This window comes from Streptomyces sp. NPDC055749 (assembly GCF_053617235.1).
Map to the genome: position 1 here is coordinate 203209 of NZ_JBSHFH010000003.1, position 26190 is coordinate 229398.

At 69.9% G+C, this 26190-nt stretch carries 26 protein-coding genes and 1 pseudogene; 25 read left to right on the forward strand and 2 right to left on the reverse strand.

The window, feature by feature from the left end:
• Positions 1 to 335: 335 nt before the first annotated feature.
• The 5 genes from nsdA (at position 336) to ffh (ending at position 8002) form a co-directional block, all read left to right on the forward strand.
• A complete protein-coding gene (nsdA, locus tag ACWGO0_RS03830; protein WP_453527444.1) occupies positions 336 to 1811 on the forward strand; it encodes a transcriptional repressor NsdA in 1476 nt (491 codons plus the stop codon).
• Between the two features lie 344 nt (positions 1812 to 2155).
• On the forward strand, positions 2156 to 3499 hold the full coding sequence (locus ACWGO0_RS03835) for an ammonium transporter (protein ID WP_453527446.1): 1344 nt from the start codon (positions 2156 to 2158) through the stop codon (positions 3497 to 3499).
• Positions 3496 to 3834: a P-II family nitrogen regulator gene (locus ACWGO0_RS03840; protein ID WP_014048583.1), complete on the forward strand. Its 339-nt coding sequence runs from the start codon at positions 3496 to 3498 to the stop codon at positions 3832 to 3834. The genes ACWGO0_RS03835 and ACWGO0_RS03840 overlap by 4 nt, the downstream gene beginning before the upstream one ends.
• A 27-nt stretch (positions 3835 to 3861) precedes the next feature.
• Positions 3862 to 6312, forward strand: a complete 2451-nt coding sequence (locus ACWGO0_RS03845) for a [protein-PII] uridylyltransferase (protein ID WP_453527449.1) — start codon at positions 3862 to 3864, stop codon at positions 6310 to 6312.
• 142 nt (positions 6313 to 6454) lie between these two features.
• Positions 6455 to 8002 (forward strand): signal recognition particle protein, encoded by a 1548-nt coding sequence (gene ffh / locus ACWGO0_RS03850; protein WP_453527452.1) that lies wholly within the window; start codon positions 6455 to 6457, stop codon positions 8000 to 8002.
• A 60-nt stretch (positions 8003 to 8062) separates the two neighbouring features.
• Here the strand turns inward: ffh and ACWGO0_RS03855 are convergent, their stop codons facing one another.
• Positions 8063 to 8932, reverse strand: a complete 870-nt coding sequence (locus tag ACWGO0_RS03855) for a class I SAM-dependent methyltransferase (protein ID WP_453527455.1) — start codon at positions 8930 to 8932, stop codon at positions 8063 to 8065.
• A gap of 522 nt (positions 8933 to 9454) precedes the next feature.
• Between ACWGO0_RS03855 and ACWGO0_RS03860 the strand changes: the two genes are divergently transcribed.
• The 17 genes from ACWGO0_RS03860 to ACWGO0_RS03940 all read left to right on the forward strand — a co-directional run bounded on the left by ACWGO0_RS03860 (position 9455) and on the right by ACWGO0_RS03940 (position 22334).
• The gene (locus ACWGO0_RS03860; RefSeq protein ID WP_453527458.1) at positions 9455 to 10048 is read left to right on the forward strand and encodes a hypothetical protein; all 594 of its coding nucleotides are present in this window, start codon (positions 9455 to 9457) and stop codon (positions 10046 to 10048) included.
• Between the two features lie 156 nt (positions 10049 to 10204).
• Positions 10205 to 10645 (forward strand): 30S ribosomal protein S16, encoded by a 441-nt coding sequence (gene rpsP, locus ACWGO0_RS03865; RefSeq protein ID WP_453527460.1) that lies wholly within the window; start codon positions 10205 to 10207, stop codon positions 10643 to 10645.
• Positions 10646 to 10647: 2 nt separating this feature from the next.
• Positions 10648 to 10887, forward strand: a complete 240-nt coding sequence (locus ACWGO0_RS03870) for an RNA-binding protein (RefSeq protein WP_014153811.1) — start codon at positions 10648 to 10650, stop codon at positions 10885 to 10887.
• A gap of 108 nt (positions 10888 to 10995) precedes the next feature.
• Positions 10996 to 11595: a ribosome maturation factor RimM gene (rimM, locus tag ACWGO0_RS03875; protein ID WP_453527464.1), complete on the forward strand. Its 600-nt coding sequence runs from the start codon at positions 10996 to 10998 to the stop codon at positions 11593 to 11595.
• Positions 11592 to 12413, forward strand: a complete 822-nt coding sequence (gene trmD, locus ACWGO0_RS03880; protein WP_453527467.1) for a tRNA (guanosine(37)-N1)-methyltransferase TrmD — start codon at positions 11592 to 11594, stop codon at positions 12411 to 12413. The genes rimM and trmD overlap by 4 nt, the downstream gene beginning before the upstream one ends.
• Positions 12414 to 12541: 128 nt before the next feature.
• The gene (gene rplS, locus ACWGO0_RS03885; protein ID WP_453527470.1) at positions 12542 to 12892 is read left to right on the forward strand and encodes a 50S ribosomal protein L19; all 351 of its coding nucleotides are present in this window, start codon (positions 12542 to 12544) and stop codon (positions 12890 to 12892) included.
• A gap of 45 nt (positions 12893 to 12937) precedes the next feature.
• Positions 12938 to 13708 carry a signal peptidase I gene (gene lepB, locus ACWGO0_RS03890; protein ID WP_453527473.1) on the forward strand — a complete coding sequence of 257 codons (771 nt, stop codon included), beginning with the start codon at positions 12938 to 12940 and terminating at the stop codon, positions 13706 to 13708.
• On the forward strand, positions 13701 to 14774 hold the full coding sequence (lepB, locus tag ACWGO0_RS03895) for a signal peptidase I (RefSeq protein ID WP_453527475.1): 1074 nt from the start codon (positions 13701 to 13703) through the stop codon (positions 14772 to 14774). The genes lepB (ACWGO0_RS03890) and lepB (ACWGO0_RS03895) overlap by 8 nt, the downstream gene beginning before the upstream one ends.
• Positions 14677 to 15570 (forward strand): signal peptidase I, encoded by an 894-nt coding sequence (gene lepB, locus ACWGO0_RS03900; RefSeq protein WP_453527570.1) that lies wholly within the window; start codon positions 14677 to 14679, stop codon positions 15568 to 15570. Before lepB (ACWGO0_RS03895) ends, lepB (ACWGO0_RS03900) begins: the two co-directional genes overlap by 98 nt.
• A gap of 50 nt (positions 15571 to 15620) precedes the next feature.
• A complete protein-coding gene (gene lepB / locus ACWGO0_RS03905) occupies positions 15621 to 16385 on the forward strand; it encodes a signal peptidase I (protein ID WP_453527477.1) in 765 nt (254 codons plus the stop codon).
• Entirely contained in the window at positions 16375 to 16863 is a 489-nt protein-coding gene (locus ACWGO0_RS03910) for an NUDIX hydrolase (RefSeq protein ID WP_453527480.1), read from the forward strand. The genes lepB (ACWGO0_RS03905) and ACWGO0_RS03910 overlap by 11 nt, the downstream gene beginning before the upstream one ends.
• Positions 16864 to 16926: 63 nt before the next feature.
• On the forward strand, positions 16927 to 17235 hold the full coding sequence (locus ACWGO0_RS03915) for a DUF2469 domain-containing protein (RefSeq protein ID WP_003965949.1): 309 nt from the start codon (positions 16927 to 16929) through the stop codon (positions 17233 to 17235).
• Between the two features lie 83 nt (positions 17236 to 17318).
• Complete coding sequence (locus ACWGO0_RS03920; RefSeq protein ID WP_453527483.1) at positions 17319 to 17678, forward strand: YraN family protein; 360 nt, start codon at positions 17319 to 17321, stop codon at positions 17676 to 17678.
• On the forward strand, positions 17678 to 19303 hold the full coding sequence (locus ACWGO0_RS03925) for a YifB family Mg chelatase-like AAA ATPase (protein WP_453527486.1): 1626 nt from the start codon (positions 17678 to 17680) through the stop codon (positions 19301 to 19303). Before ACWGO0_RS03920 ends, ACWGO0_RS03925 begins: the two co-directional genes overlap by 1 nt.
• Positions 19304 to 19443: 140 nt before the next feature.
• On the forward strand, positions 19444 to 20556 hold the full coding sequence (dprA, locus tag ACWGO0_RS03930; RefSeq protein ID WP_453527573.1) for a DNA-processing protein DprA: 1113 nt from the start codon (positions 19444 to 19446) through the stop codon (positions 20554 to 20556).
• 254 nt (positions 20557 to 20810) lie between these two features.
• Positions 20811 to 21647, forward strand: a complete 837-nt coding sequence (whiG, locus tag ACWGO0_RS03935) for an RNA polymerase sigma factor WhiG (protein ID WP_453527489.1) — start codon at positions 20811 to 20813, stop codon at positions 21645 to 21647.
• 129 nt (positions 21648 to 21776) lie between these two features.
• Positions 21777 to 22334 carry a TetR/AcrR family transcriptional regulator gene (locus tag ACWGO0_RS03940; RefSeq protein ID WP_453527576.1) on the forward strand — a complete coding sequence of 186 codons (558 nt, stop codon included), beginning with the start codon at positions 21777 to 21779 and terminating at the stop codon, positions 22332 to 22334.
• A gap of 220 nt (positions 22335 to 22554) precedes the next feature.
• Here the strand turns inward: ACWGO0_RS03940 and ACWGO0_RS03945 are convergent.
• Positions 22555 to 23004: pseudogene (locus ACWGO0_RS03945) on the reverse strand (peptidoglycan DD-metalloendopeptidase family protein); the annotation flags it as partial.
• A gap of 278 nt (positions 23005 to 23282) precedes the next feature.
• On the opposite strand from ACWGO0_RS03945, the gene rpsB reads away from it, so the two are divergent.
• The 3 genes from rpsB (at position 23283) to pyrH (ending at position 26090) form a co-directional block, all read left to right on the forward strand.
• Entirely contained in the window at positions 23283 to 24221 is a 939-nt protein-coding gene (rpsB, locus tag ACWGO0_RS03950) for a 30S ribosomal protein S2 (RefSeq protein WP_453527492.1), read from the forward strand.
• A 96-nt stretch (positions 24222 to 24317) separates the two neighbouring features.
• Positions 24318 to 25154 (forward strand): translation elongation factor Ts, encoded by an 837-nt coding sequence (gene tsf / locus ACWGO0_RS03955; RefSeq protein WP_453527494.1) that lies wholly within the window; start codon positions 24318 to 24320, stop codon positions 25152 to 25154.
• A 159-nt stretch (positions 25155 to 25313) separates the two neighbouring features.
• On the forward strand, positions 25314 to 26090 hold the full coding sequence (gene pyrH, locus ACWGO0_RS03960) for a UMP kinase (RefSeq protein WP_328906111.1): 777 nt from the start codon (positions 25314 to 25316) through the stop codon (positions 26088 to 26090).
• Positions 26091 to 26190 lie beyond the last annotated feature (100 nt).

Consider the following 26190-nt stretch of genomic DNA (forward strand, 5'->3'; position numbering starts at 1 on the left):
GGTGCTGCCGGGGTGGTGCGCCATGTTCCGCGCGCCCCTGCGTGCTTCACTCCGCCCGCCGCTGATCGCCGCGTGTCAAGTGAATCGCGGGCGACGCCGGGCGGGTTCATTCGAAGGGGTGGCGAATGGTGGCGTTTCTGCAATGACCCTCGCGAGAGGGGTGATCGTAGGATTACCGTCGGTACACGAACCCTGGAAGTATGTGCACCCATGGGTATGCCGGAGGCAACCCGATTTCCTGTGCGAGGGTGTGCAACCTCCGTACGGACGGCACCGATGCACGGCATTCTGATAGAGGTTCGCGCGACAGGTTTCGGCGGGATGGGGGCGTTCCAGTGAGTGGCAGCGGCGCAGGCGAGACGAATGCCGGGAAGCGCCCCAACGGGCAATTGGGATCATGGTTCGTGCGCAGCGGCTGGTCGAAGGGCGAGCTCGCGCGACAGGTGAACCGGCGGGCGCGGCAGATGGGCGCCCATCACATCAGCACCGACACCTCCCGGGTGCGGCGCTGGCTCGACGGCGAACAGCCCCGCGAGCCGATCCCGCGCATCCTCTCCGAGCTCTTCTCGGAGCGCTTCGGCACCGTCGTCGCCATCGAGGACCTCGGGCTGCGCGCGGCACACCAGTCGCCCTCCGTGTCCGGAGTCGACCTGCCGTGGGCGGGCCCGCAGACCGTCGCCCTGCTGTCCGAGTTCTCCCGCAGCGACCTGATGCTCGCCCGGCGCGGCTTCCTCGGCTCCGCGCTCGCCCTCGCCGCGGGCCCGGCCCTGATCGAACCCATGCAGCGCTGGCTGGTGCCCGTCCCCGCCGGGGCGCCCGCCGAACCCGAATCACCGGCCGCGGCCCGCCGCCCGTCCCGGCTCTCGGGCCCCGAGCTGGACCTGCTGGAATCCACCACGGCGATGTTCCGCCAGTGGGACGCCCAGTGCGGCGGCGGACTGCGGCGCAAGGCGGTCGTCGGTCAACTACACGAGGTCACCGACCTGTTGCAGGAGCCGCAGCCCCAGGCCACCGCGACCCGGCTCTTCCGGTGCGCGGCCGAACTGGCCGAGCTCGCGGGCTGGATGAGCTACGACGTCGGTCTCCAGCCCACCGCCCAGAAGTACTTCGTCCTCGCCCTGCACGCCTCCAAGGAGGCCGGCGACAAGCCCCTCGGCTCGTACGTGCTCTCCAGCATGAGCCGCCAGATGATCCACCTCGGGCGGCCCGACGACGCCCTGGAACTCATCCACCTCGCGCAGTACGGCAGCCGGGACTGCGCCACCCCGCGCACCCAGGCCATGCTGTATGCGATGGAGGCCCGCGCCTACGCCAACATGGGCCAGCCCAGCAAGTGCAAGCGGGCGGTCCGGATGGCCGAGGACACCTTCCTCGACGCCGGGCTCGACGGTGAACCCGAGCCCGACTGGATCCGGTTCTTCTCCGAGGCCGAGCTCAACGGGGAGAACGCCCACTCCTACCGCGACCTGGCCTATGTCGCGGGCCGCAGCCCCACGTACGCCTCACTGGCCGAGCCCGTCATGGACAAGGCGGTCGAGCTCTTCGGCGAGGACGACGAGCACCAGCGGTCGTACGCGCTGAATCTCATCGGCATGGCCACCGTCCACCTGCTCAAGCGGGAGCCCGAGCAGTCCACCGTGCTCGCCACCCAGGCACTGAGAGTCGCCAGGAAGGTCCGCTCCGAGCGGGTCAACACCCGGCTCCGCAAGACCGTCGACACCGCGGCCAGGGACTTCGGAGACGTCTCCGATGTCGCCAGGCTCACCGAGCTGCTCCACGAGCAGCTGCCGGAGACCGCCGAAGCGGTCTGACCCGGCTCACCCGCCACCGGCCACGCCGACCATCCCGTACAGCCCGACTCGGCTCCCCCATTGCCAGGTCAACGGGTGGTTTTCGTGGCCGGTTCACGTCTCCGGCCGTTTCAACCGCACCGTATGCGGCGCAGGAGGCATGGTAGGCAGCGCAGCGCTTACGCCACTCCCGGTTCATTCGGACGTAACACACCGCGCCTCTTCGTCACTGCCGCGAAACACCGTGCAGCATCTGCGGAAACGGTGCTGGGCCAATCTCATGGCGCATAACCGGCCCGCACCTTTGCCCCAGTGGCCCCGCAATCTCGCCCGCACGAGGCCGCACCGACGACGAGGAGACGCCGATGCCCCCAGGCATCACGACGCTTGCCGCAGACGCCCCTGAGCTGTCTGCCGCCAACACCGGGTTCATGCTCATCTGCTCGGCTCTGGTGATGCTCATGACCCCGGCCCTGGCCTTCTTCTACGGAGGCATGGTCCGCGTCAAGAGCACCCTCAACATGCTGATGATGAGCTTCATCAGCCTCGGGATCGTCACGATCCTGTGGGTGCTCTACGGATTCAGCATGGCCTTCGGCGCCGACATCGGCTCGGTCGTCGGCTGGACCTCGGACTACGTCGGCCTCAGCGGGATCGGCGTCACCGAACTCTGGGACGGCTACACCATCCCGGTCTACGTCTTCGCCGTCTTCCAGCTGATGTTCGCCATCCTCACCCCGGCCCTGATCAGCGGCGCTCTCGCCGACCGGGTCAAGTTCACCTCCTGGGCCCTGTTCATCACGCTCTGGGTCACCGTCGTCTACTTCCCGGTCGCGCACTGGGTCTGGGGCGCGGGCGGCTGGCTCTTCGAGATGGGCGTCATCGACTTCGCCGGCGGTACGGCGGTCCACATCAACGCCGGTGCCGCGGCGCTCGGCGTGATCCTCGTCATCGGCAAGCGCGTCGGCTTCAAGAAGGACCCGATGCGTCCGCACAGCCTGCCGCTCGTGATGCTCGGTGCCGGTCTGCTCTGGTTCGGCTGGTTCGGCTTCAACGCCGGCTCGTGGCTGGGCAACGACGACGGCGTCGGCGCGGTCATGTTCGTCAACACGCAGGTCGCCACCGCCGCCGCGATGCTCGCCTGGCTCGGTTACGAGAAGGTCCGCCACGGCTCCTTCACCACGCTGGGCGCGGCATCCGGCGCCGTCGCGGGCCTCGTCGCCATCACCCCCTCGGGTGGTGCGGTCAGCCCGCTCGGTGCCATCGCGGTCGGTGCCATCGCCGGTGTGCTGTGCGCCATGGCGGTCGGCCTCAAGTACCGCTTCGGCTACGACGACTCCCTGGACGTCGTCGGCGTCCACCTCGTCGGCGGTGTCGCGGGCTCCCTGCTCGTCGGCCTCTTCGCCACCGGTGGTGTCCAGTCCGACGTCAAGGGCCTCTTCTACGGCGGCGGCCTCGACCAGCTCGGCAAGCAGGCCATCGGAGTCTTCGCGGTCCTGGCGTACTCTCTGGTCGTCTCCGCGGTCCTCGCCTTCGCCCTGGACAAGACGATCGGGATGCGCGTTCCCGAGGACAACGAGATCTCCGGGATCGACCAGGTCGAGCACGCCGAGACGGCGTACGACTTCAGTGGCGCCGGGGGCGGCACCTCCCCGCGCACCTCGGGACCCGACACGAAGGCAGCTCCGAAGAAGAAGGTGGACGCATGAAGCTCATCACCGCAGTCGTGAAGCCGCACCGGCTCGACGAGATCAAGGAGGCCCTCCAGGCCTTCGGCGTCCAGGGCCTGACGGTCACGGAGGCCAGCGGCTACGGGCGCCAGCGCGGCCACACCGAGGTCTACCGCGGTGCCGAGTACACCGTCGACCTCGTACCGAAGATCCGTATCGAGGTGCTCGTCGAGGACGAGGACGCCGAACAGCTCATCGACGTCGTCGTCAAGGCCGCCCGCACCGGCAAGATCGGTGACGGCAAGGTCTGGAGCGTGCCGGTCGAGACGGCGATCCGCGTACGGACCGGGGAACGCGGCCCCGACGCGCTCTGAGCGATCCGCACAACGAAAGGCAGCTGGGTGACGAGCACCGAAGTGACCACCGAATCCGAAGACTCGGGACCCAGCGGCTACGCGGCGGCCCGGCTGCGCCTCCTCCAGGAGAAGGCGCAGTCCGGGCCGCCGCGCCGTGCCGCCCTCGCGGCACTGACCGACGACTGGCTGAGCGCGCTCTTCACCACCGCGGCCCGGGAGACGGGCGTCCGGGGCGCCGCCCTCGTCGCCGTCGGCGGCTACGGCCGGGGCGAGCTCTCCCCGCGCAGCGACCTCGACCTCCTGCTCCTGCACGACGGCAGCGCCGACGCCGGAGCCATCGCCTCCCTCGCCGACCGTGTCTGGTATCCGGTCTGGGACCTCGGTCTCGCCCTCGACCACTCCGTACGCACCCCCGCCGAAGCCCGTAAGACGGCCGGCGAGGACCTCAAGGTCCAGCTCGGACTGCTCGACGCCCGGCCCGTCGCCGGAGACCTCGCCATCGCCGCCGGGCTGCGCACCGCGATCCTCGCCGACTGGCGCAACCAGGCACCCAAGCGCCTCCCGGCCCTCGACGAGCTGTGCCGCGAACGGGCCGAACGCATGGGCGAGCTCCAGTTCCTCCTGGAACCCGACCTCAAGGAGGCCCGCGGCGGTCTGCGCGACGCCACCGCCCTGCGCGCCGTCGCCGCGTCCTGGGTCGCCGACGCCCCGCGCGAAGGGCTCGCCGAAGCCCGCCGGATCCTCCTCGACACCCGCGACGCCCTCCACCTCACCACCGGCCGCGCCACCGACCGCCTCGCCCTCCAGGAGCAGGACCAGGTCGCCGCGGAACTGGGCCTCCTGGACGCCGACGCACTGCTCCGCCAGGTCTACGAGGCCGCCCGCACCGTCTCGTACGCCACCGACGTCACCTGGCGCGAGGTCAACCGGGTCCTGCGCGCCCGCTCCGTCCGGCCCCGGCTGCGCGCCATGCTGGGCGGCGGCAAGCAGGTCCCCGACCGCACCCCGCTCGCCGACGGCGTGGTGGAGGCGGACGGCGAGGTCGTGCTCGCCCGCACCGCACGCCCCGAGCGGGACCCCGTCCTCACCCTCCGGGCCGCCGCCGCCGCTGCCGAGTCGGGGCTGCCGCTCTCCCGCCATCTCGTACGTCACCTGGCGAGCGCCGCCCGCCCGCTGCCCGTGCCGTGGCCCGCCGAGGCACGCGAGGAACTGGTCACCCTCCTCGGGGCCGGCGAGGCCACCGTAGGAGTCTGGGAAGCGCTCGAAGCGGAAGGGATCATCACCCGGCTGCTGCCGGACTGGGAACGGGTCCACTGCCGCCCGCAGCGCAACCCCGTCCACACCTGGACCGTCGACCGCCACCTCGTCGAGGCGGCCGTACGCGCCGCCACGCTCACCCGCCGCGTCGGGCGCCCCGACCTGCTCCTGGTCGCCGCGCTGCTGCACGACATCGGCAAGGGCTGGCCCGGCGACCACTCCGTCGCCGGCGAGGTCATCGCCCGCGACATGGCGGGCCGCATCGGCTTCGACAAGCAGGACGTCGGCGTCATCGCCACCCTCGTACGCCACCATCTGCTGCTCATCGAGACCGCCACCCGGCGCGACCTCGACGACCCGGCGACCGTCCGTTCCGTCGCCACCGCGGTGGGCACCACCTCCACCCTGGAGCTCCTGCACGCCCTGACCGAGGCCGACGCCCTCGCGACCGGCCCCGCCGCCTGGAGCACCTGGCGCGCCTCGCTCGTCACCGACCTCGTCGGGCGCGTCGCCGCCGTGCTCGCCGGCGAGACCCCGCCGGAACCGGAACCGGCCGCGCCAGGCGCGGAACACGAACGCCTCGCCATCGAGGCCCTGCGCACCGGCGAACCCGTCCTCGCCCTGCACGCCCAGCACGAGACCCCGGCCGACGACGGCGAACCGGAACCCGTGGGCGTCGAACTCCTCATCGCCCTGCCCGACCGCCCCGGCGTCCTGCCGGCGGCGGCCGGAGTCCTCGCCCTGCACCGCCTCACGGTCCGCGCCGCCGATCTGCGCGCCGTCGAGCTCCCGACCGAGCTGGGCGAGAGCGCCGATCTGCTGCTGCTCAGCTGGCGCGTCGCCGCCGAGTACGGCTCGCTCCCGCAGGCCGCCCGGCTCCGCGCCGACCTCGTACGCGCCCTGGACGGCTCGCTGGACATCAGGGCCCGTCTCGCCGAACGCGAAGCCGCCTACCCCCGCAGGCGCGGGGTCAAGGCCCCGCCGCCCCGGGTGACCGTCGCCGCGGCGGGCTCCCAGGTCGCCACGGTGATCGAGGTACGCGCCCAGGACGCCCCGGGGCTGCTGCACCGGATCGGCCGGGCCCTGGAGCAGAGCGCCGTACGAGTGCGCAGCGCCCATGTCTCGACGCTCGGCGCGAACGCGGTGGACGCGTTCTATGTCACGGGACCGGACGGAGACCCGCTCTCCGACGAACGGGCGGCAGAGGTCGCCCAGGAGCTGGAGAAGGCCCTGGGCTGAGCCGTCCGGCCACGCCGACCCGGCCCCCGGCCTGTCCGGTCCGTCACGATAAACGGGCGAGGGCTTTGCGTTCTCCGGTGGCCGGATACCCTGGAGGGCGACTGACCTGCCCCGCCCCCGACCCTGAGGACCGACGAGCGCCGTGTTCGATACTCTCTCCGACCGCCTTGCCGCGACTTTCAAGAACCTCAGGGGCAAGGGCCGCTTGTCCGAGGCGGACATCGACGCCACGGCTCGCGAGATCCGTATCGCCCTGCTGGAAGCCGATGTCGCGCTCCCCGTCGTCCGTGCCTTCATCGCCAAGGTCAAGGAACGGGCCCGCGGCTCCGAGGTCTCCCAGGCCCTGAACCCGGCCCAGCAGGTCGTCAAGATCGTCAACGAGGAGCTTGTCGGCATCCTCGGTGGCGAGACCCGGCGTCTGCGGTTCGCCAAGACCGCGCCCACCGTGATCATGCTCGCGGGTCTCCAGGGTGCCGGTAAGACGACCCTCGCCGGAAAGCTCGGCCTCTGGCTCAAGGGCCAGGGCCACTCCCCGCTGCTCGTCGCCTGTGACCTCCAGCGCCCCAACGCCGTCACCCAGCTCAGCGTCGTCGCCGACCGTGCCGGTGTCGCGGTGTACGCGCCGGAGCCGGGCAACGGCGTCGGTGACCCGGTCCAGGTCGCCAAGGACTCGATCGAGTTCGCGAAGACCAAGGTCCACGACATCGTCATCGTCGACACCGCGGGCCGCCTCGGTATCGACCAGGAGCTGATGCAGCAGGCCGCGGACATCCGCGACGCCGTCAGCCCCGACGAGATCCTCTTCGTCGTCGACGCGATGATCGGCCAGGACGCGGTCAACACCGCCGAGGCCTTCCGCGACGGCGTCGGCTTCGACGGCGTGGTCCTCTCCAAGCTCGACGGTGACGCCCGTGGTGGCGCCGCCCTGTCGATCGCCCATGTCACGGGCAAGCAGGTCATGTTCGCGTCGAACGGCGAGAAGCTCGAGGACTTCGACGCCTTCCACCCGGACCGGATGGCCTCCCGCATTCTCGACATGGGTGACCTGCTCACCCTGATCGAGCAGGCGGAGAAGACCTTCAGCCAGGAAGAGGCCGCTCAAATGGCCTCCAAGCTGGCGTCGAGCAAGGGCAAGGACTTCACGCTCGACGACTTCCTGGCGCAGATGGAGCAGGTCAGGAAGATGGGCTCCATCTCCAAGCTGCTCGGGATGCTGCCCGGCATGGGGCAGATCAAGGACCAGATCAACAACATCGACGAGCGCGACGTGGACCGCACGGCCGCGATCATCAAGTCGATGACCCCGAAGGAACGTCAGGAGCCGACCCTCATCAACGGCTCGCGCCGTGCCCGTATCGCCAAGGGCTCCGGTGTCGAGGTCTCCGCCGTGAAGAACCTGGTGGAGCGGTTCTTCGAGGCCCGCAAGATGATGTCGAAGATGGCCCAGGGCGGCGGCATGCCCGGGATGCCGGGGATGCCGGGCATGGGTGGCGGCCCCGGCCGTCAGAAGAAGCAGGTCAAGCAGGCCAAGGGCAAGCGCAAGAGCGGTAACCCGATGAAGCGCAAGGCCGAGGAGCAGGCCGAGGCGGCCCGCCGTGAGCAGGCTGCGCAGGGCGGCGCGCTGGGTCTGCCGGCCCAGGAGGACAAGAACTTCGAGCTGCCGGACGAGTTCAAGAAGTTCATGGGCTGATCGCCTCACGAACATGCGTAAGGGGCGCCCTCCATCGGAGGGCGCCCCTTACGCGTGGGATCAGGACACGCACACCAGGTAGCGGAACACGTTGGGCATCCACACCGTGCCGTCCGGACGCCGGTGCGGATGCAGAGCCTCCGCGACCTCCTTCTCGACCTGGGACCGGTCCGTCGCCCGTACGGCGGAGTCGAAGAGCCCGGTCGACAGCAGGCCGCGCACCGCACTGTCCATATCGGCGTATCCGAACGGGCAGGACACCCGGCCCGAACCGTCCGGCTTCAGCCCGGCCCGCGCCGCCACGTCCTCCAGGTCGTCGCGACGGGCCGCCCGCAGACCGGCCGGCCGCGGGGCGCGGGCCGACTCCGCGAGCCGGGCAGCCACCCCCAGCACCGGCGCGGTGGAACACCGCTCGGGCGGCCCCCAGCCGGCCAGGACCACGGTGGCGCCCCGGACGGCCAGCGGCACGGCCGATTCCAGCGCGGGCGAGAGCCCTTCGGAATCACCGGTGACACAGCCGATCGGGTTGAACGCGGTCACGAGGTTGTACGGGGCTGCGCCCGCCGCGTCCACGGCCGAAGGACCGCCGGCGAAGAGCCTCGGCTGCTCCGTCGCGGACCGCTCGGGACCGCTTTCCCACCCCGCGTCTGGCAGGAGGCGCTCGCGGGCCAGTGCGAGCCGTTCACGGTCGGTGTCGACGCCGGTGACGTGCGCGCCGCGGGCGGCGGCGATCAGCAGCGCGAGTCCGGAACCGCAGCCGATGGAGAGCATCCGCGTGGCGGCCCCGACTTCGAGCCGCTGGTACACGGCTTCGTACAGCGGTGCCAGCATCCGCTCCTGGATCTCTGCCCAGTCGCGGGCACGGGTGCCGGCGTCCACCGGGGCGGACGAGTCCGCATACCTGTGGTGCCGGACGAGCGTTGGTGTCATGAAAAGCGCCCCAATCCGCCAAGAGGTCGGTCGTGCCCGAGTGGACGGCCCCCCATGTGCGTACGCCCGCAGTCCCCCCGTATGTCAGAGAACTCCGCTTCCGCGGTCTCGTCCAGGGGTTGAATGGCAATGCTTGTGAGCCCCGGTCGCGCGCCCCCGCCGACCAGCGGCTTCGGCGGACGGATCCACACGACTTCGGGCCCTGCGGGCTCCTGCTCTTCTGACCCCAGTCTTACCCGACACGCGACTCCGAGCACGTCGAGCACCTCACGCCCCATGAGCACCGGGGAACCGGCCTGGCCGGGCCGGTGCCCGGGGCGTACGGAACGCCGGGTACTGTCGCGACTACGTGCCGGGCGTACGAGGCGCTACGTACCGGCTTGGTGCGAGCTGCGAGACTTCTCCGCAGATCTGCGCACCCGCCCTCGTCCGGACGCATCAACGGCAACTGACTGGTACGTGCAAATTATTTGGGATGCCCCGGAATAGGAACACCGGGGCACTCAGGCTCGTTGTCACGACGTGAGCACGACACCACCTGTACTTGCCGCAGAGCTGGCACAGGCGTGGGCCGATATTCAGCGGTACCACCCCGAGCTGCCCGATCTTGCCGCGCCCGAGTCCCTGATCGGAGAGTCGTCGTCCGCCTGTGGCGCCGAGCTCTCCTTCGAGCGACTGCTGCATGAGGCAGTCCACGGCATCGCCGCCGCGCGAGGTGTCCGGGACACCTCGCGCGCCGGCCGCTACCACAACCGACGATTCCTCGCGATCGCCGAGGAGATGGGCCTCGATCATGCCGAGGAACCCCATCCCAGCAGCGGATTCTCGCTGGTCACCCTGAACGCGGAGGCCAAGCGGAGGTACCGGCCGACCATCGAACGGCTGCAGCGTGCGCTCAAGGCGCACACCGTCGCCACGGCCGCCGACACCAAGCGTTCCTTCCGCGGTCCGGCCGCGCGGCACGGGTCCTCCGGGGGCGGTGTGCGGGTCAAGGCCGTCTGCGACTGCGGCCGCAATGTGCGCGTGGTCCCCTCGGTCCTCGCGCAGGCCCCCATCGTCTGCGGCGGCTGCGGAAAGCCGTTCCGGATTCCGGAAGCGGCGGTCGCGGTGGGGTGACCCGATGCGGTGTGGCACAATGGACAGCTGTACTCGACAGTCGCATAGGACCCCTCTCTCCTCCGACTGACGCGTCCGTCGGGCACGCGAGTACCGCAACCCCACGTGGCATCTTCGCTGTGCCCAACCACGTCAAGAGCAGGAGACACCACTTCCGTGGCAGTCAAGATCAAGCTGAAGCGTCTGGGCAAGATCCGTTCGCCTCACTACCGCATCGTCGTCGCCGACTCCCGTACCCGCCGTGATGGCCGGGCCATCGAGGAGATCGGCCTGTACCACCCGGTGCAGAACCCCTCGCGCATCGAGGTCAACGCAGAGCGCGCGCAGTACTGGCTTTCTGTCGGCGCCCAGCCGACCGAGCCGGTCCTCGCGATCCTGAAGCTCACCGGTGACTGGCAGGCCCACAAGGGTCTCCCGGCCCCGGCGCCGCTTCTGCAGCCGGAGCCCAAGGCTGACAAGCGCGCCCTGTTCGAGGCTCTCACCACGGACGGCGACGAGGCCAAGGGTGAGGCCATCACCCAGAAGGCCAAGAAGGCCGACAAGAAGGCGGACGAGTCGGCTGACGCTGCCGCGTCCACCGAGTCGACCGAGGCCTGAGCATGCTCGAGGAGGCTCTCGAGCACCTCGTGAAGGGCATCGTCGACAATCCCGACGATGTGCAGGTCGCCTCGCGCGACCTGCGCCGTGGACGCGTGCTGGAGGTCCGGGTTCACCCGGACGATCTCGGCAAGGTGATCGGCCGTAACGGCCGCACCGCTCGCGCTCTGCGTACCGTCGTGGGTGCCATCGGCGGCCGTGGTATCCGCGTCGACCTCGTCGACGTGGATCAGGTTCGCTGAAAGAGTTGAACACCGGCCAGGGCCGGGGAGGGCTTTCGAGCCGTCCCCGGCCTTTGTCGTCCGTAGACGATCATCAGTCGTCCGTAAACGATCACCAGGAGAAGTAGCGTGCAGTTGGTAGTCGCACGGATCGGCCGTGCCCACGGCATCAAGGGCGAGGTCACCGTCGAGGTACGCACGGACGAGCCCGAGGTGCGGCTCGGCCCCGGTGCCGTCCTGGCCACCGAGCCCGCCGAGACGGGACCGCTGACGATCGAGACCGGCAGGGTCCACAGCGGAAGGCTGCTGCTCCGTTTCGAGGGCGTACGGGACCGTACGGGCGCCGAGGCCCTCCGTAACACCCTGCTGATCGCCGAGGTGGACCCGGACGAGCTTCCTGAGGACCCCGAGGAGTTCTACGACCACCAGCTCATGGACCTCGACGTGGTCCTCGCGGACGGCACGGAGATCGGCCGGATCACCGAGATCACCCACCTGCCGTCCCAGGACCTGTTCATCGTGGAGCGCCCTGACGGCAGCGAGGTGATGATCCCCTTCGTCGAGGAGATCGTCAGCGAGATCGACCTGGAGGAGCAGCGCGCGGTCATCACCCCGCCGCCGGGTCTGATCGACGAGAACGAGGCTGTGATCGCCACGTCGCGTGACGAGGAAGGCGAGGACGGCGAGGAGGGCGACGAGTCCGCCCCGTCCGGGGACGCGGCCCGATGAGACTCGACGTCGTCACGATCTTCCCCGAGTACCTGGAGCCGCTGAACGTCTCCCTCGTCGGCAAGGCCCGTGCCCGCGGCCGGCTCGATGTGCACGTCCACGACCTGCGGGAATGGACCTACGACCGGCACAACACGGTCGACGACACCCCGTACGGCGGCGGCCCGGGCATGGTCATGAAGACCGGCCCCTGGGGCGACTGCCTGGACGAGACGCTGGCCGGCGGCTACGAGGCCGGGGCGCACTCGCCGGTGATCGTGGTGCCCACGCCCAGTGGCCGGCCCTTCACCCAGGAACTGGCCGTCGAGCTCTCCGAGCGGCCGTGGCTCATCTTCACGCCCGCCAGGTACGAGGGCATCGACCGCCGGGTGATGGACGAGTACGCCACCCGGATGCCGGTCATCGAGGTGTCCATCGGGGACTACGTCCTGGCCGGCGGGGAAGCCGCCGTACTGGTCATCACGGAGGCCGTGGCGCGGCTGCTGCCGGGTGTGCTCGGCAACGCCGAATCGCACCGCGACGACTCCTTCGCGCCGGGTGCCATGGCCAATCTGCTGGAGGGCCCGGTCTACACCAAGCCGCCCGAGTGGCGCGGCCGTGGCATTCCGGAGGTCCTCCTCAGCGGTCACCACGGCAGGATCGCGCGCTGGCGCCGGGACGAGGCCTTCCGTCGCACCGCCCTCAACAGGCCGGATCTGATTGAGCGTTGCGAGGCATCGGGCTTCGACAAGAAGGACCGGGAGATGCTTTCCATCCTCGGCTGGTCCCCCGAGCCCGGCGGCCGATTTTGGCGCAGGCCCGAGACCGTGGAAGAATGACGCTGCTGTACGTCCGGTGTGCGCCCCTGCCACAGGGGGAACGACGCCCGCCCGACGCGATCAGCACCCCGAACCTTCTCACTATCTCCCGTCGATGACCTGTGGCATCGGCGAAGAAAGCAGACAAAATGTCTTCTCTGCTCGATGGCGTCAACGCCGCCTCGCTGCGCACCGACCTTCCGGCGTTCCGCGCCGGTGACACCGTCAACGTCCACGTACGCGTGATCGAGGGCAACCGCTCCCGTATCCAGCAGTTCAAGGGTGTTGTCATCCGTCGCCAGGGCGCGGGCATCAGCGAGACCTTCACGGTCCGCAAGGTCTCCTTCAGCGTCGGCGTCGAGCGCACCTTCCCGGTGCACAGCCCGATCTTCGAGAAGATCGAGCTCGTCACCCGCGGTGACGTCCGTCGCGCCAAGCTGTACTTCCTCCGTGAGCTCCGCGGCAAGGCCGCGAAGATCAAGGAGAAGCGCGACCGCTGAACCGACTCCGACGTCCACAGCGCGGCCGGATAAGCTTCGGCCCCGATGGACACGGAAACACAGCACACGGAGCGCGATCGCTCCTCCGGACCCACAGAAGGGCCGGAGGAGGGGTCGCGCTTCTCGCGCATCCCGGGCCGGGTCTCCACCGCGATGTCCTGGAGGCGGTCCGCCTCCCTGAGTGTCGCCCTCACGGTGGTGCTGCTGCTGTTCAGCAACTTCGTGGTGCAGCCCTTCCTGATCCCCAGCGGTTCGATGGAGTCCACGCTCCAGGTCGGGGACCGGGTTCTCGTCAACAAACTGGCGTACCGTTTCGGCTCCGAGCCTCAGCGCGGCGACGTGGTGGTCTTCGACGGCACGGGCTCCTTCGTGCAGGAGACGACCGGGGGCCACCCCCTCACCTCGCTGCTGCACGGTGCCGCGGCGTCCCTCGGTCTTGCCGAACCCGCCGAGACCGACTTCGTGAAGCGGGTGGTGGGCGTGGGCGGCGATCGCGTGGTCTGCTGCGACCGACAGGGGAGGCTCGCGGTGAACGGCCGGTCCGTGGACGAGGAGTACCTCTACCGGGGCGACGAACCCTCCGCCGTGGCGTTCGACATCGTCGTACCCGAGGGCACCCTGTGGATGATGGGCGACCACCGCAGCAACTCGCGCGACTCCCGGGAGCACCTGGGGCAGCCCGGGGGCGGCATGGTCCCCGTCGACATGGTGATCGGGCGGGTCGACTGGCTCGGCTGGCCGCCCGCCAGGCTGGGCTCCGTGCCCGGCACCGGCGCCTTCGACGGCGTACGGGCACCGGGCGGAGCCCATGGGTAACCGCGGGCGCCCACGCGGAGCGTCGGACCAGGAGGTCCCGCTGCCGACCGGGACCAGGCCCACCGCTCGCCGCTCGCTGCCGACCCGTGCGGAGCGCCGCAGACTGGCCCGCAAGGTCAAGCGGCGCCGGCGCAGGTCCGCGGTGAAGGAGATACCCCTCCTCATCCTGGTGGCGCTGCTGATCGCACTGGTTCTCAAGACTTTTCTGGTCCAGGCATTCGTGATTCCGTCCGGATCGATGGAACAGACCATCCGGATCGGCGACCGGGTGCTGGTGGACAAGCTCACGCCGTGGTTCGGCTCGAAGCCGGAACGCGGCGACGTCGTCGTCTTCAAGGACCCGGGCGGCTGGCTCCCGCCGGAGCAGGCGCAGGAGAAGGACCCGCCCGTCGGCATCAAGCAGGCCGAGGAACTGCTCACCTTCATCGGGCTGCTGCCGTCCGACGACGAGCAGGATCTCATCAAGCGGGTGGTGGCCGTCGGGGGTGACACCGTCAAGTGCTGCGGCGAGGACGGCCGGGTCACGGTCAACGGCGTACCGCTCAATGAGCAGTACATCCATCCCGCCGACAAGCCGTCGACTCTCAAATTCGAGGTAAAGGTTCCGGCGGGCCGCATCTTCGTGATGGGTGACCACCGGTCCAACTCCGCCGACTCACGTTTCCATCTCGACGAGCCGGAGAAAGGCACGGTTTCCGAGGACCAGGTCGTGGGACGGGCCGTCGTGATCGCCTGGCCCTTCGGCCACTGGCGCACGCTGGAGGAACGGGATACGTACGCCTCGGTCCCGGCCGCGGGCGCGGGGACGGCGGCCGGGCCCGGCCCGTCGAATAGTGTGTCCTCCCAGGATCGATATGGAATGGTCCGGCTCCCGACCCCTGCGGAACTCCCGCTCGTTATGGGAGTGGTGGGCCTGCACCGACTAGGGCGCGGGCGGTGGCACGGATTGAGGAGTGGATGTGGGGGATTTGGCGGTCGGCGCACGATCCGGACACGACGAACCCGAGGACCGGCCTTCGAGTGCCGGGTCTCAGGAAGAGGCGTCGGTGGACCGGACGGAGAGTGACGGCGACTCCCCGGACAGCGGTGGCAGTGCTCCGAAGAAGCAGCGTTCCTTCTGGAAGGAGCTGCCGCTCCTCATCGGTATCGCGCTGATTCTCGCGCTGCTGATCAAGACGTTCCTGGTACAGGCGTTCTCGATCCCCTCCGACTCCATGCAGAACACACTTCAGCGGGGCGACCGGGTGCTGGTCGACAAGCTGACCCCGTGGTTCGGCTCGGAGCCGGAGCGCGGCGAGGTCGTGGTCTTCCACGACCCGGGCGGCTGGCTCGAGGACACCGTGACGCCCGAGCCCAATGTGGTGCAGAAGTTCCTCAGCTTCATCGGACTGATGCCGTCCGCCGAGGAGAAGGACCTGATCAAGCGGGTCATCGCGATCGGCGGCGACACGGTGGAGTGCAAGAAGAACGGGCCCGTGACCGTCAACGGGAAGGCCCTGGACGAGAAGTCGTTCATCTTCCCCGGGGACACCCCCTGCAATGACGAGCCGTTCGGGCCGATCAATGTGCCCGAGGGCCGTATCTGGGTGATGGGCGACCACCGCAGCAACTCGCTGGACTCCCGCTACCACCAGGAGCTGCCCGGTCAGGGCACGGTCTCCACGGACGAGGTCGTCGGCAGGGCCGTTGTCGTGGCCTGGCCGCTCAACCGCTGGGCGACGCTGCCGGTCCCCGGCACCTTCGACCAGTCCGGGCTGAACGCGGCTGCGGCGATGGCGCCGGGCGCACTGGGTGTAGCCGGAGCGCTGCCCCTCGTGTTGTGGCGCCGCCGGAGGCTGACCAGCGGGCGTACCGCCGGGTAGGGTGCCGACTCGGATCAGCGATTGTCGATCTCCGATGGGGGAGCGCTGGGATGAGCGGAACAGGACGAACGGGTGACGGCCACGGCCGGCTCGGCAACGCGTTGTCGAGCCTGGCCGTGGCCGTCGGCTGTGTGCTCTTCCTCGGCGGGTTCGCCTGGGGAGCGGTGGTGTACAAGCCGTACACGGTGCCGACGGGGTCCATGACCCCGACGGTCGCCGTCGGGGACCGGGTGCTCGCGGAGCGGGTGGACGGCGCCGATGTGCGGCGCGGGGACGTCGTGGTCTTCACCGATTCGGTGTGGGGCAACCAGCCGATGGTGAAGAGGGTGGTCGGTGTCGGCGGCGACAAGGTCGCCTGCTGCGACGCCGAAGGACGGCTCACCATCAACGGCGAGCCCGTCGAGGAACCGTATCTGCAGTCGCAGTCGCAGGCCGGAGGCCAGTCGGGTGCGCCGGCCACCCCGCAGGACTTCACGGCAGAGGTCCCCGAGGGCAAGCTCTTCCTCCTGGGCGACGAGCGCAACACCTCACTGGACTCCAGGGTCCACCTGGAGGACCCCGGGCAGGGATCGGTGCCGCTCAGTGCCGTGCAGGCCCGCCTGGACGCTGTCGCCTGGCCCTCGCAGAGCATGATCGAACGGCCGGAGAGCTTCGCGGCGCTGCCCGGCGGGATCTCCACCGGCGGACCGCTGCCTCTCCAGCTCGGCGCCGTGGTGGTGGGCATGCTCCTCATCCTGGGCGGCTCCGCGTACAGCACGATCGCGGCACGCGTCTCACGCGGCAGCCGTACGGCGGGGCCCGCGGATGCCCGCTGAGCCGCGGAAGGTCGCCCGGGTGGTGCTCCTCGACCCCGACGACCGCATCCTGCTCCTGCACGGATTCGAACCCGACGATCCGGCGGTGACCTGGTGGTTCACCCCGGGCGGCGGCGTGGAGGGCGAGGAGACCCGGGAAGAGGCCGCGCTGCGCGAGCTCTTCGAGGAAACCGGCATCGCCGACGTGGAACTCGGCCCTGTGCTCTGGAAGCGGATCTGCTCGTTTCCCTTCGACGGGCGGCGCTGGGACCAGGACGAGTGGTACTTCCTGGCCCGAACGACGCAGACCGTCACTGCCCCTGCGGGCCTCACCGACCTGGAGCGCCGGAGCATCGCTGGTTCGAGGTGGTGGACTTCCGCCGAACTGCTCGCGGCGCGTGAGACGGTGTACCCGACCAGACTCGGCGAGCTGCTGCGCACGCTGCTCACCGAGGGTCCCCCACGTGATCCGCTGGCTCTGGACCCCGAAATCGTCTAATCGACCGGGGCCGGGAGAGGCTGACGCACAATAGGGGGACGCACGGCTGAAGGGGAACATGCCATGAGCGCCGAGGACCTCGAGAAGTACGAGACCGAGATGGAGCTGAAGCTCTACCGGGAGTACCGCGATGTCGTCGGTCTGTTCAAATATGTGATCGAGACCGAACGGCGCTTCTACCTCACCAACGACTACGAGATGCAGGTGCACTCGGTTCAGGGTGAGGTCTTTTTCGAGGTGTCCATGGCGGACGCCTGGGTCTGGGACATGTACCGGCCCGCCCGGTTCGTCAAGCAGGTCCGTGTTCTGACCTTCAAGGACGTCAACATCGAGGAGCTCAACAAGAGCGATCTCGAACTTCCGGGTGGCTGAGTTATCCACAATCGCTGAGTTATCCACCAAGATCCACCAGTTCCGGCCCGACGCGGCAGAGTCGGTGCCGGAGGTGGTGCCGAATGAACGCACGGGGGGCACTCGGGCGGTACGGCGAGGATCTGGCAGCTCGGCTGCTGACCGACGAGGGCATGGCGGTACTGGCACGCAATTGGCGGTGCCGTGCCGGAGAGATCGACATCGTCGCAGGTGACGGCGATGCGTTGGTCATCTGTGAGGTCAAGACCCGCAGGGCGGGAGCCTTCGAGCACCCGATGGCGGCCGTCACACCGGCCAAGGCCGAGCGGCTGCGGAGGCTCGCCGGGATCTGGCTCGACCGGCACGGCGGACCGCCGTCCGGCGGGGTCCGGATCGATCTGGTCGGAGTGATCCTGCCCCGGCGTGGAGCTCCCGTCGCCGAGCATGTGCGGGGGGTGGCCTGATGGGGTTCGCGCGTGCGTGTTCGGTGGCGCTGGTCGGCGTCGAGGGCGTGGTGGTGGAGGTCCAGGCGGACCTGGAGCCGGGGGTGGCGGCGTTCACTCTGGTGGGTCTGCCGGACAAGAGCCTGGTGGAGAGCAAGGACCGGGTCAGGGCCGCGGTGGTCAACTCGGGAGCCGAGTGGCCGCAGAAGAAGCTCACGGTGGGTCTCTCCCCGGCCTCGGTGCCCAAAAGTGGCAGCGGTTTCGATCTCGCTGTCGCCTGTGCGGTGCTCGGTGCGGCGGAACGCATCGACCCGGCGGCCATCGCCGATGTGGTGATGATCGGTGAGCTGGGCCTGGACGGCCGGGTCCGTCCGGTGCGCGGGGTGCTCCCCGCCGTGCTCGCCGCGGCGGAAGCGGGCTATCGCCAGGTGGTCGTCCCCGAACAGACCGCCGGGGAAGCGGCGCTCGTACCGGGGATCTCGGTCCTCGGTGTACGGAGCCTGCGGCAGCTGATCGCCGTGCTCGCGGACGAGCCGGTACCCGAGGAACCGGTCGCGGCCCAGGGGCGCCCCGACAGCATGCTGGCAGGGCTGATGGTGCCCGGAGCGGGTGTGGGCACGGGACTTGCCCCGTTCGCGGTGCAGGGCAGCGACGGACACCGGCCCGACCTCGCGGACGTGGCAGGCCAGCAGAGGCCGCGCAAGGCTCTTGAGGTGGCCGCGGCCGGAGGCCATCATCTGCTGCTCTCGGGACCACCGGGCGCCGGAAAGACCATGCTGGCGGAACGGCTCTCGGCGATCCTGCCGCCGCTGACCCGTCAGGAATCCCTCGAAGTGACCGCCGTGCACTCGGTGGCGGGCATCCTCCCACCGGGCGAACCCCTGGTCACCAGGGCGCCCTACTGCGCACCGCACCACTCGGCGACGATGCAGTCGCTGGTGGGCGGCGGCAATGGGCTGCCGAGGCCCGGAGCGGTCTCGCTGGCTCACAGAGGTGTGCTTTTTCTTGACGAGGCACCAGAATTCTCCGGTCGCGCACTCGACGCGCTGCGCCAGCCGCTGGAGTCCGGACATGTGGTGGTCGCCCGCGCGGCCGGAGTGGTGCGGCTGCCCGCCCGGTTCCTGATGGTGCTGGCGGCCAATCCGTGTCCCTGTGGCCGGCACACCCTCAGTGGTGCGGGCTGCGAATGCCCGCCCTCCATGATCCGGCGCTACCAGTCGAGGCTTTCCGGGCCCCTGCTCGACCGGGTCGATCTGAGGGTCGAGGTGGAGCCCGTCAACCGGGCGGACCTCATGGGGCGCGGCGGGCGGGGTGAGACGACCGCCGAGGTCGCCGCCCGGGTGCGTGAGGCGAGGCAGCGGGCTGCCGAGCGGCTCGCGGGCACTCCCTGGACCACCAACAGCGAGGTGCCGGGCCATGAGCTGCGGACCCGGCTGCTCGCCGCCCCGGGCGCTCTGGCCGCGGCCGAGCGCGACATGGAGCGGGGAATTCTCACGGCCCGGGGGCTGGACCGGGTGCTGAGGGTGGCATGGACGGTCGCGGACCTCCGGGCCGCCGACCGCCCGGATGCCTCGGACATCGCGGTCGCCCTGGAGCTGCGGACGGGCATTCAGCGAGGCGTGCCGATGGGGGCCGGAGCATCGTGAACCGGCTGATGGAGGGCGGCGGAGAAGCGGGGCGGGGGCGGGCCGGGGTGCCGGTGGGAGGTGCCCGGCGGTACGTCGAGTGCGGTGAGCGGACCGGTTGCGGTGACCGGGAGCGGCTGGCGCGGGCGGCCCTGACGCGGATTCTCGAACCGGGCGACGAGCGGGCCGGGCGGTGGCTGCGGGAGGCCGGTCCCGTCGAGCTGGTCCGGTGCCTCACCGTCGCGGACGGCTCGGCGGCGGAGCTGCCCGGGATGACGGCGGTGCGGCTCGGCGGCTACCGCTTACGGGCGGCGGCGGCCGAACCCGAGCGGGATCTGGCGGCGGTGGCCGGGGTCGGCGGGCGCTTCGTCTGCCCCGGTGACCAGGAGTGGCCGACCCAGCTCGACGACCTGGGCGATGCCCGGCCGGTCGGTCTGTGGGTGCGGGGGCGGCCTGACCTGCGCCTGTGGGCCCTGCGCTCGGTGGCGGTCGTCGGCGCCCGGGCCTGCACACCGTATGGGGCGCATATGGCCGGGAGTCTCGGCTCCGGGCTCGCTGAGCGCGGCTGGGTGGTGGTCTCCGGCGCCGCGTTCGGTGTCGACGGGGCGGCGCACCGTGGGGCCCTGGCCGTGGGCGGCGCGACGATGGCGGTGCTCGCCTGCGGGGTGGACGTCGCCTACCCGCGGGGTCACGCCGAATTGATCGGACGCATGGCCGAACAGGGCCTGATCATGGGTGAGTTGCCGCCGGGTGAGCATCCGACGCGCAGCCGGTTCGTGCTCCGTAACCGGGTGATCGCCGCGCTGACCAGAGGGACGGTCGTGGTCGAGGCCGAATACCGCAGCGGCTCACTGGTCACCGCCCGCAGCGCGCAGCGGCTCGGCCGCTTCACGATAGGGGTACCGGGACCGGCGACCAGCGGTTTGTCGGCAGGAGTCCACGAACTGCTGCGCGGTGAGGGCGTCCTGGTGACCGATGCGGCCGAAGTGGCCGAGCTGGTCGGGGACATCGGCGACCTGGCCCCCGCCAGACGCGGTGCGGTGCTCCCCAGGGACCTGCTCGACGCCGTGACCGCACGGGTTCTGGAGGCGCTCCCGTACCGGGGCGCCGTCGGCGGCCGGGAGGTTGCGCGTACCGCCGGTATCACCGTCGACGAGGCCCTCGGCCGACTGTACGAACTGCACTCACTGGGGTTCGTCGAACGCCAAGGCGACGGATGGCGGTTGACGCCGAGGCCGACTTGCAACGAGGACGCGCGGCGAGGCGGTACTTGACCTGGAGCATTCGGGTGAAAAGGTGAAGCCGATGACCTCGGCGGCTCTCTCGGTGATGCCTCCGGGGCCGGCGCACGCCGCGACGGCCCCGGATACCAGTCATGGCCGGCGACGCGGGCGATGGGGCAGAATCGCCCGGTGTCGGTCCCCGGTCCTGCGCGCACCGCGACACGTCGGTCACGCTACGCTCACAAGGATTCCGCCCCAGACAGAAGTTCCCCAGCACTTCACAGCAGAACGGCTCAAGGCACCACATGCCCCAGCACACCTCCGGGTCTGACCGCGCGGCAGTACCACCGGCTGCGCGTGGCACTGTGCGTCCCGCTGCCCCCTCCTCCCTCGACGAGTTGTGGCGTTCCTACAAGTCCACGGGTGACGGCCGGCTGCGGGAGCAGCTGATCCTGCACTACTCGCCGCTGGTGAAATACGTCGCGGGCCGGGTGAGCGTGGGGCTGCCGTCCAACGTGGAACAGGCCGACTTCGTCTCCTCCGGAGTCTTCGGACTGATCGACGCCATCGAGAAGTTCGACATCGAGCGGGCGATCAAGTTCGAGACGTACGCGATCACGCGGATCCGTGGCGCGATGATCGACGAACTCAGGGCGCTGGACTGGATCCCCCGCTCCGTGCGGCAGAAGGCGCGGAACGTGGAGCGCGCCTACGCCACGCTGGAGGCCCAGTTGCGGCGCACACCGTCAGAGGCGGAAGTGGCCGCCGAGATGGGTATCGCCCTGGAGGAACTGCACGCCGTTTTCAGCCAGTTGTCACTGGCGAACGTGGTGGCCCTGGAGGAGCTGCTGCATGTCGGCGGCGAGGGCGGCGACCGGCTGAGCCTGATGGACACGCTGGAGGACACGGCCGCCGACAATCCGGTGGAGGTCGCCGAGGACCGGGAGCTCAGACGGTTGCTCGCCCGGGCCATCAACACCCTCCCGGAGCGGGAGAAGACGGTCGTCACGCTCTACTACTACGAAGGTCTCACCCTCGCCGAGATCGGCAACGTCCTCGGGGTCACCGAGAGCCGGGTCAGCCAGATCCACACCAAGTCCGTGCTGCAACTCCGGGCGAAGCTGGCCGACGCCGGGCGCTGAACAGCCTCGGACACGGGCCGTCCGACGCCCCGGCCGGGGTGGCTTCGGCCACCCGGAATGAGGCGCACACCCCCTCACGAACACCTGCCGCCGTAGAGTGGATACGTGCCCAGGATTCGAGCGGCCTCCGTGGCCGAGCACCGGACCATGCAGCGCGGCGCCCTCCTGGACGCCGCACGCTCCTTGCTGTCCGAGGGCGGTACGGAGGCGCTGACCTTCCCCGCTCTCGCCGAGCGCACAGGGCTCGCCAGGTCCTCCGTCTACGAGTACTTCCGCTCCCGCGCGGCCGTCGTCGAAGAGCTCTGCGCCGTCGACTTCCCCGTCTGGGCGGCCGAGGTCGAGAACGCGATGGAGCGGGAGCAGGCTCCCCAGGACAAGATCGAGGCGTACGTCCGCAGGCAGCTCGACCTCGTCGGGGACAGGCGCCACCGGGCAGTCGTGGCCATCTCCGCGAGCGAGCTGGACGCGGGCGCCCGCGAGAAGATCCGGGCCGCGCACGGCGGGCTGATCGCCATGATCGTCGAGGCCCTGGCCGATCTCGGCCACGCGCAGCCCAGGCTCGCGGCGATGCTGCTGCAGGGCTCGGTGGACGCGGCGGTGCGCCGTATCGAGCTGGGCGCTGCCGAGGAGCCGGGCGTGGTCGCCGACACCGCCGTCGCCATGATCCTGCGCGGGGTACGGGGCTGACGGCCGTCACGGCAGCGGCCACCGCGAGCATGCCCGCGGCCTCGGCCACAGATCCGGACTGCTCCCGGGGCGAGCGCTCCGGAGGCGGTTCCGGTACGCCGAACACCGGCAGCAACCGGGAAGGGCCGCGCCGCAGCAGTCCCGGCGGCAACAGGGACAGCGGGTCCAGATAGGTCTCGCCGCGCCGCAGTCCCCAGTGCAGACAGGTCCCGGGGCAGTGGAAGGGCCCCGGCTCCAGGACCGCCACCGCCTGTCCGGCGACGACCTCCTCGCCCTTGGGGACCAGGGACCGCACCGGCTCGTACGTGACGCGCAGCGGCGGCTCCCCGCTGTCGGCCACCTCGATGGCGAGGACCCCTCGCCCGGCCACCGGACCGGCGAACGAGACACGGCCGGAGACGGCGGCCAGCACCTGGGCGCCAGGCTCCGCGCCGAGATCGACGCCGCGATGGCCCGGCTCGTACGGCCCGGCGGGCGGCTCCCATCCCCGTAACACCTCGGGGCGTCCGGCCAGTGGCCACGAGCGGTCTCCCGCCGGCAACGCGGGCGCCGGACGCCCGGTGGCGTGCGCACCTGCGCAGGCCGCCAGCACTGCGAGCAGGGCCGCAGCCACGGTGAACAGGACGGCGGCGGGGGAGCGGGACACGGTCGTTCCAGGTGTTCGGCGCATGACCGCAACGGTGCCCCGGCCCCCGGATCCGCGGGGATCATGAACCCGGTCTGTGGACAACGGACCGGTTGTGGACAGCGCCGTCACCCGGGACCCGACGGGTCCCGTACACTTCCTTTGGCGATCCGGGTGACCGGGTCGACTTCGCACGCCCCGCCACCACCCTCTCTGCGGACGGTGGCCGCGCTCCTCGGTCCCTTGTGGCACGGCGCGTCGGGGCGTCAGGCGCGACAGCAAACCTGCGGTCGCGATAACCGAGTACCTCAAGGAGTACGGCCATGGCCGTCGTCACGATGCGGGAGCTGCTGGAAAGCGGCGTCCACTTCGGTCACCAGACCCGTCGTTGGAACCCGAAGATGAAGCGCTTCATCTTCACGGAGCGCAACGGCATCTACATCATCGACCTGCTCCAGTCGCTGTCGTACATCGACCGCGCCTACGAGTTCGTCAAGGAGACCGTCGCCCACGGCGGTTCCATCATGTTCGTCGGCACCAAGAAGCAGGCGCAGGAAGCGATCGCCGAGCAGGCGACGCGCGTGGGCATGCCCTACGTCAACCAGCGCTGGCTCGGCGGCATGCTGACCAACTTCTCCACCGTCTACAAGCGCCTCCAGCGCCTGAAGGAGCTGGAGCTCATCGACTTCGAGGACGTGGCCGCGTCGGGCCTCACCAAGAAGGAGCTCCTGGTTCTCTCGCGCGAGAAGGCCAAGCTGGAGAAGACCCTTGGTGGTATCCGCGAGATGCAGAAGGTGCCCAGCGCCGTCTGGATCGTCGACACCAAGAAGGAGCACATCGCCGTCGGTGAGGCGCGCAAGCTCCACATCCCGGTCGTCGCGATCCTCGACACCAACTGCGACCCCGACGAGGTCGACTACAAGATTCCGGGCAACGACGACGCGATCCGCTCCGTCACCCTGCTCACCCGCGTGATCGCCGACGCCGTCGCCGAGGGCCTCATCGCCCGTTCCGGTGCCGCCACCGGTGACTCGAAGCCGGGCGAGAAGGCCGCCGGCGAGCCCCTCGCCGAGTGGGAGCGCGACCTGCTCGAGGGCGACAAGAAGGCCGACGCCGAGGTCCAGACCTCCGCCGAGACCGAGAAGGTCGCGGACGCCGAGGCTGCCGAGATCCCCGCCGCCGAGGCCGCTGTCGAGACCCCCGAGGTCGAGACCCCCGCTGCCGAGGCCGAGGCTCCGGCCGCGGACGCCGAGCAGGCCTGACACCCGTAACGGCTGAAGACGGCGGGGGCCGGTGCCACAAGCACCGCCCCCGCCGTTCACCCGTAGATCTTTCAGACTTCGAGAGAGAACAGACTCATGGCGAACTACACCGCCGCTGACGTCAAGAAGCTCCGTGAGCTCACCGGCGCCGGCATGATGGACTGCAAGAAGGCCCTCGACGAGGCCGACGGCAGCGTCGAAGGGGCCGTCGAGGCCCTCCGTATCAAGGGCCAGAAGGGCGTCGCCAAGCGCGAAGGCCGTTCTGCCGAGAACGGCGCCGTCGTCTCCCTCATCTCCGAGGACAAGACCTCCGGCGTCCTGCTCGAGCTCAAGTGCGAGACGGACTTCGTCGCCAAGGGCGAGAAGTTCCAGGCCGTCGCCAACGCGCTCGCCGCGCACGTCGCCGCGACCTCCCCGGCCGACATCGAGACGCTTCTCGCGTCCGAGATCGAGGCCGGCAAGACCGTCCAGGCGTACGTGGACGAGGCCAACGCCAACCTCGGCGAGAAGATCGTCCTGGACCGCTTCGCGCAGTTCACCGGCGGTTACGTGGCTGCGTACATGCACCGCACCATGCCCGACCTCCCGCCGCAGGTCGGGGTGCTCGTCGAGCTGGACAAGGAGAACGCCGAGGTCGCCAAGGACGTCGCGCAGCACATCACTGCCTTCTCCCCGAAGTACCTCAACCGCGACGAGGTCCCGGCCGAGACGGTCGAGAACGAGCGTCGTGTCGCCGAGGCCACCTCTCGCGAGGAGGGCAAGCCCGAGGCCGCCCTTCCGAAGATCGTCGAGGGTCGGGTCAACGGCTTCTTCAAGGACATCGTCGTCCTGGAGCAGGCGTTCGCCAAGGACCCGAAGAAGTCCGTCCAGAAGGTCCTGGACGAGGCCGGTGTCAGCCTGAAGCGCTTCGCGCGCATCAAGGTCGGCATCTGAGTCCGTCCGCGAACAACGGTGGACCCCGATAGGGTCTAGTGCAGTCGTCGGCCGCACTCATGCCGTACGACCGCAGATCTGACGAGGAGGCCATTGCCGCTGAGGGACACCAGACCCACCGGCAATGGCCTTCTTCGTATGTGCACGAGGAGAATTTCCATGGACAAGGGCGCGGACGCCACACAGGCTGACCACAAGCGCGACGAGGGCACGATTTCCGGACGCTTCATGCTGAAGCTCTCCGGAGAGGCGTTCGCCGGCGGCGGGGGCCTCGGTGTCGACCCCGATGTCGTGCACACCATCGCCCGCGAGATCGCCGCGGTCGTACGGGACGGCGCGGAGATCGCGGTAGTGATCGGCGGAGGGAACTTCTTCCGCGGAGCCGAGCTCCAGCAGCGCGGCATGGACCGGGCCCGGTCCGACTACATGGGCATGCTCGGCACCGTAATGAACTGCCTCGCACTCCAGGACTTCCTGGAGAAGGAAGGCATCGACTCGCGCGTCCAGACCGCCATCACCATGGGCCAGGTCGCGGAGCCGTACATCCCGCTGCGTGCCGTGCGGCACCTGGAGAAGGGACGCGTCGTCATCTTCGGCGCCGGCATGGGTATGCCGTACTTCTCCACCGACACCACCGCCGCCCAGCGCGCTCTGGAGATCGACGCCAAGGCCCTGCTGATGGGCAAGAACGGGGTGGACGGGGTCTACGACTCCGACCCGAAGACCAACCCCGGCGCGGTGAAGTTCGACGCCCTGGAGTACAGCGAGGTGCTCGCCCGCGATCTCAAGGTCGCCGACGCCACCGCCATCACGCTCTGCCGTGACAATCAGCTGCCGATCCTCGTCTTCGAACTGACCGCCGAGGGCAACATCGCGCGCGCCGTCAAGGGTGAGAAGATCGGCACGCTCGTGAGCGACGAGGGCACCAGGGCCTGACGGCCCCCAAGGATGGACAACGGCCTGCCGGTCGGACACCGTGCAGGTGAGGACGCGACGCAGGATCCGCAGGGCCCGACGATGCCGGGTCCACTCAAGA

Bases quoted from the DNA above. Each gene is read 5' to 3' on its own strand.
- ACWGO0_RS03835 (WP_453527446.1), top strand. From the start codon at position 2,156: ATGCCCCCAGGCATCACGACGCTTGCCGCAGACGCCCCTGAGCTGTCT.
- ACWGO0_RS03840 (WP_014048583.1), top strand. From the start codon at position 3,496: ATGAAGCTCATCACCGCAGTCGTGAAGCCGCACCGGCTCGACGAGATC.
- ACWGO0_RS03855 (WP_453527455.1), bottom strand. From the start codon at position 8,932: ATGACACCAACGCTCGTCCGGCACCACAGGTATGCGGACTCGTCCGCC.
- ACWGO0_RS03870 (WP_014153811.1), top strand. From the start codon at position 10,648: ATGCTCGAGGAGGCTCTCGAGCACCTCGTGAAGGGCATCGTCGACAAT.
- trmD (WP_453527467.1), top strand. From the start codon at position 11,592: ATGAGACTCGACGTCGTCACGATCTTCCCCGAGTACCTGGAGCCGCTG.
- rplS (WP_453527470.1), top strand. From the start codon at position 12,542: ATGTCTTCTCTGCTCGATGGCGTCAACGCCGCCTCGCTGCGCACCGAC.
- lepB (WP_453527473.1), top strand. From the start codon at position 12,938: ATGGACACGGAAACACAGCACACGGAGCGCGATCGCTCCTCCGGACCC.
- lepB (WP_453527475.1), top strand. From the start codon at position 13,701: ATGGGTAACCGCGGGCGCCCACGCGGAGCGTCGGACCAGGAGGTCCCG.
- lepB (WP_453527477.1), top strand. From the start codon at position 15,621: ATGAGCGGAACAGGACGAACGGGTGACGGCCACGGCCGGCTCGGCAAC.
- ACWGO0_RS03910 (WP_453527480.1), top strand. From the start codon at position 16,375: ATGCCCGCTGAGCCGCGGAAGGTCGCCCGGGTGGTGCTCCTCGACCCC.
- ACWGO0_RS03915 (WP_003965949.1), top strand. From the start codon at position 16,927: ATGAGCGCCGAGGACCTCGAGAAGTACGAGACCGAGATGGAGCTGAAG.
- ACWGO0_RS03920 (WP_453527483.1), top strand. From the start codon at position 17,319: ATGAACGCACGGGGGGCACTCGGGCGGTACGGCGAGGATCTGGCAGCT.
- ACWGO0_RS03925 (WP_453527486.1), top strand. From the start codon at position 17,678: ATGGGGTTCGCGCGTGCGTGTTCGGTGGCGCTGGTCGGCGTCGAGGGC.
- whiG (WP_453527489.1), top strand. From the start codon at position 20,811: ATGCCCCAGCACACCTCCGGGTCTGACCGCGCGGCAGTACCACCGGCT.
- rpsB (WP_453527492.1), top strand. From the start codon at position 23,283: ATGGCCGTCGTCACGATGCGGGAGCTGCTGGAAAGCGGCGTCCACTTC.
- tsf (WP_453527494.1), top strand. From the start codon at position 24,318: ATGGCGAACTACACCGCCGCTGACGTCAAGAAGCTCCGTGAGCTCACC.
- pyrH (WP_328906111.1), top strand. From the start codon at position 25,314: ATGGACAAGGGCGCGGACGCCACACAGGCTGACCACAAGCGCGACGAG.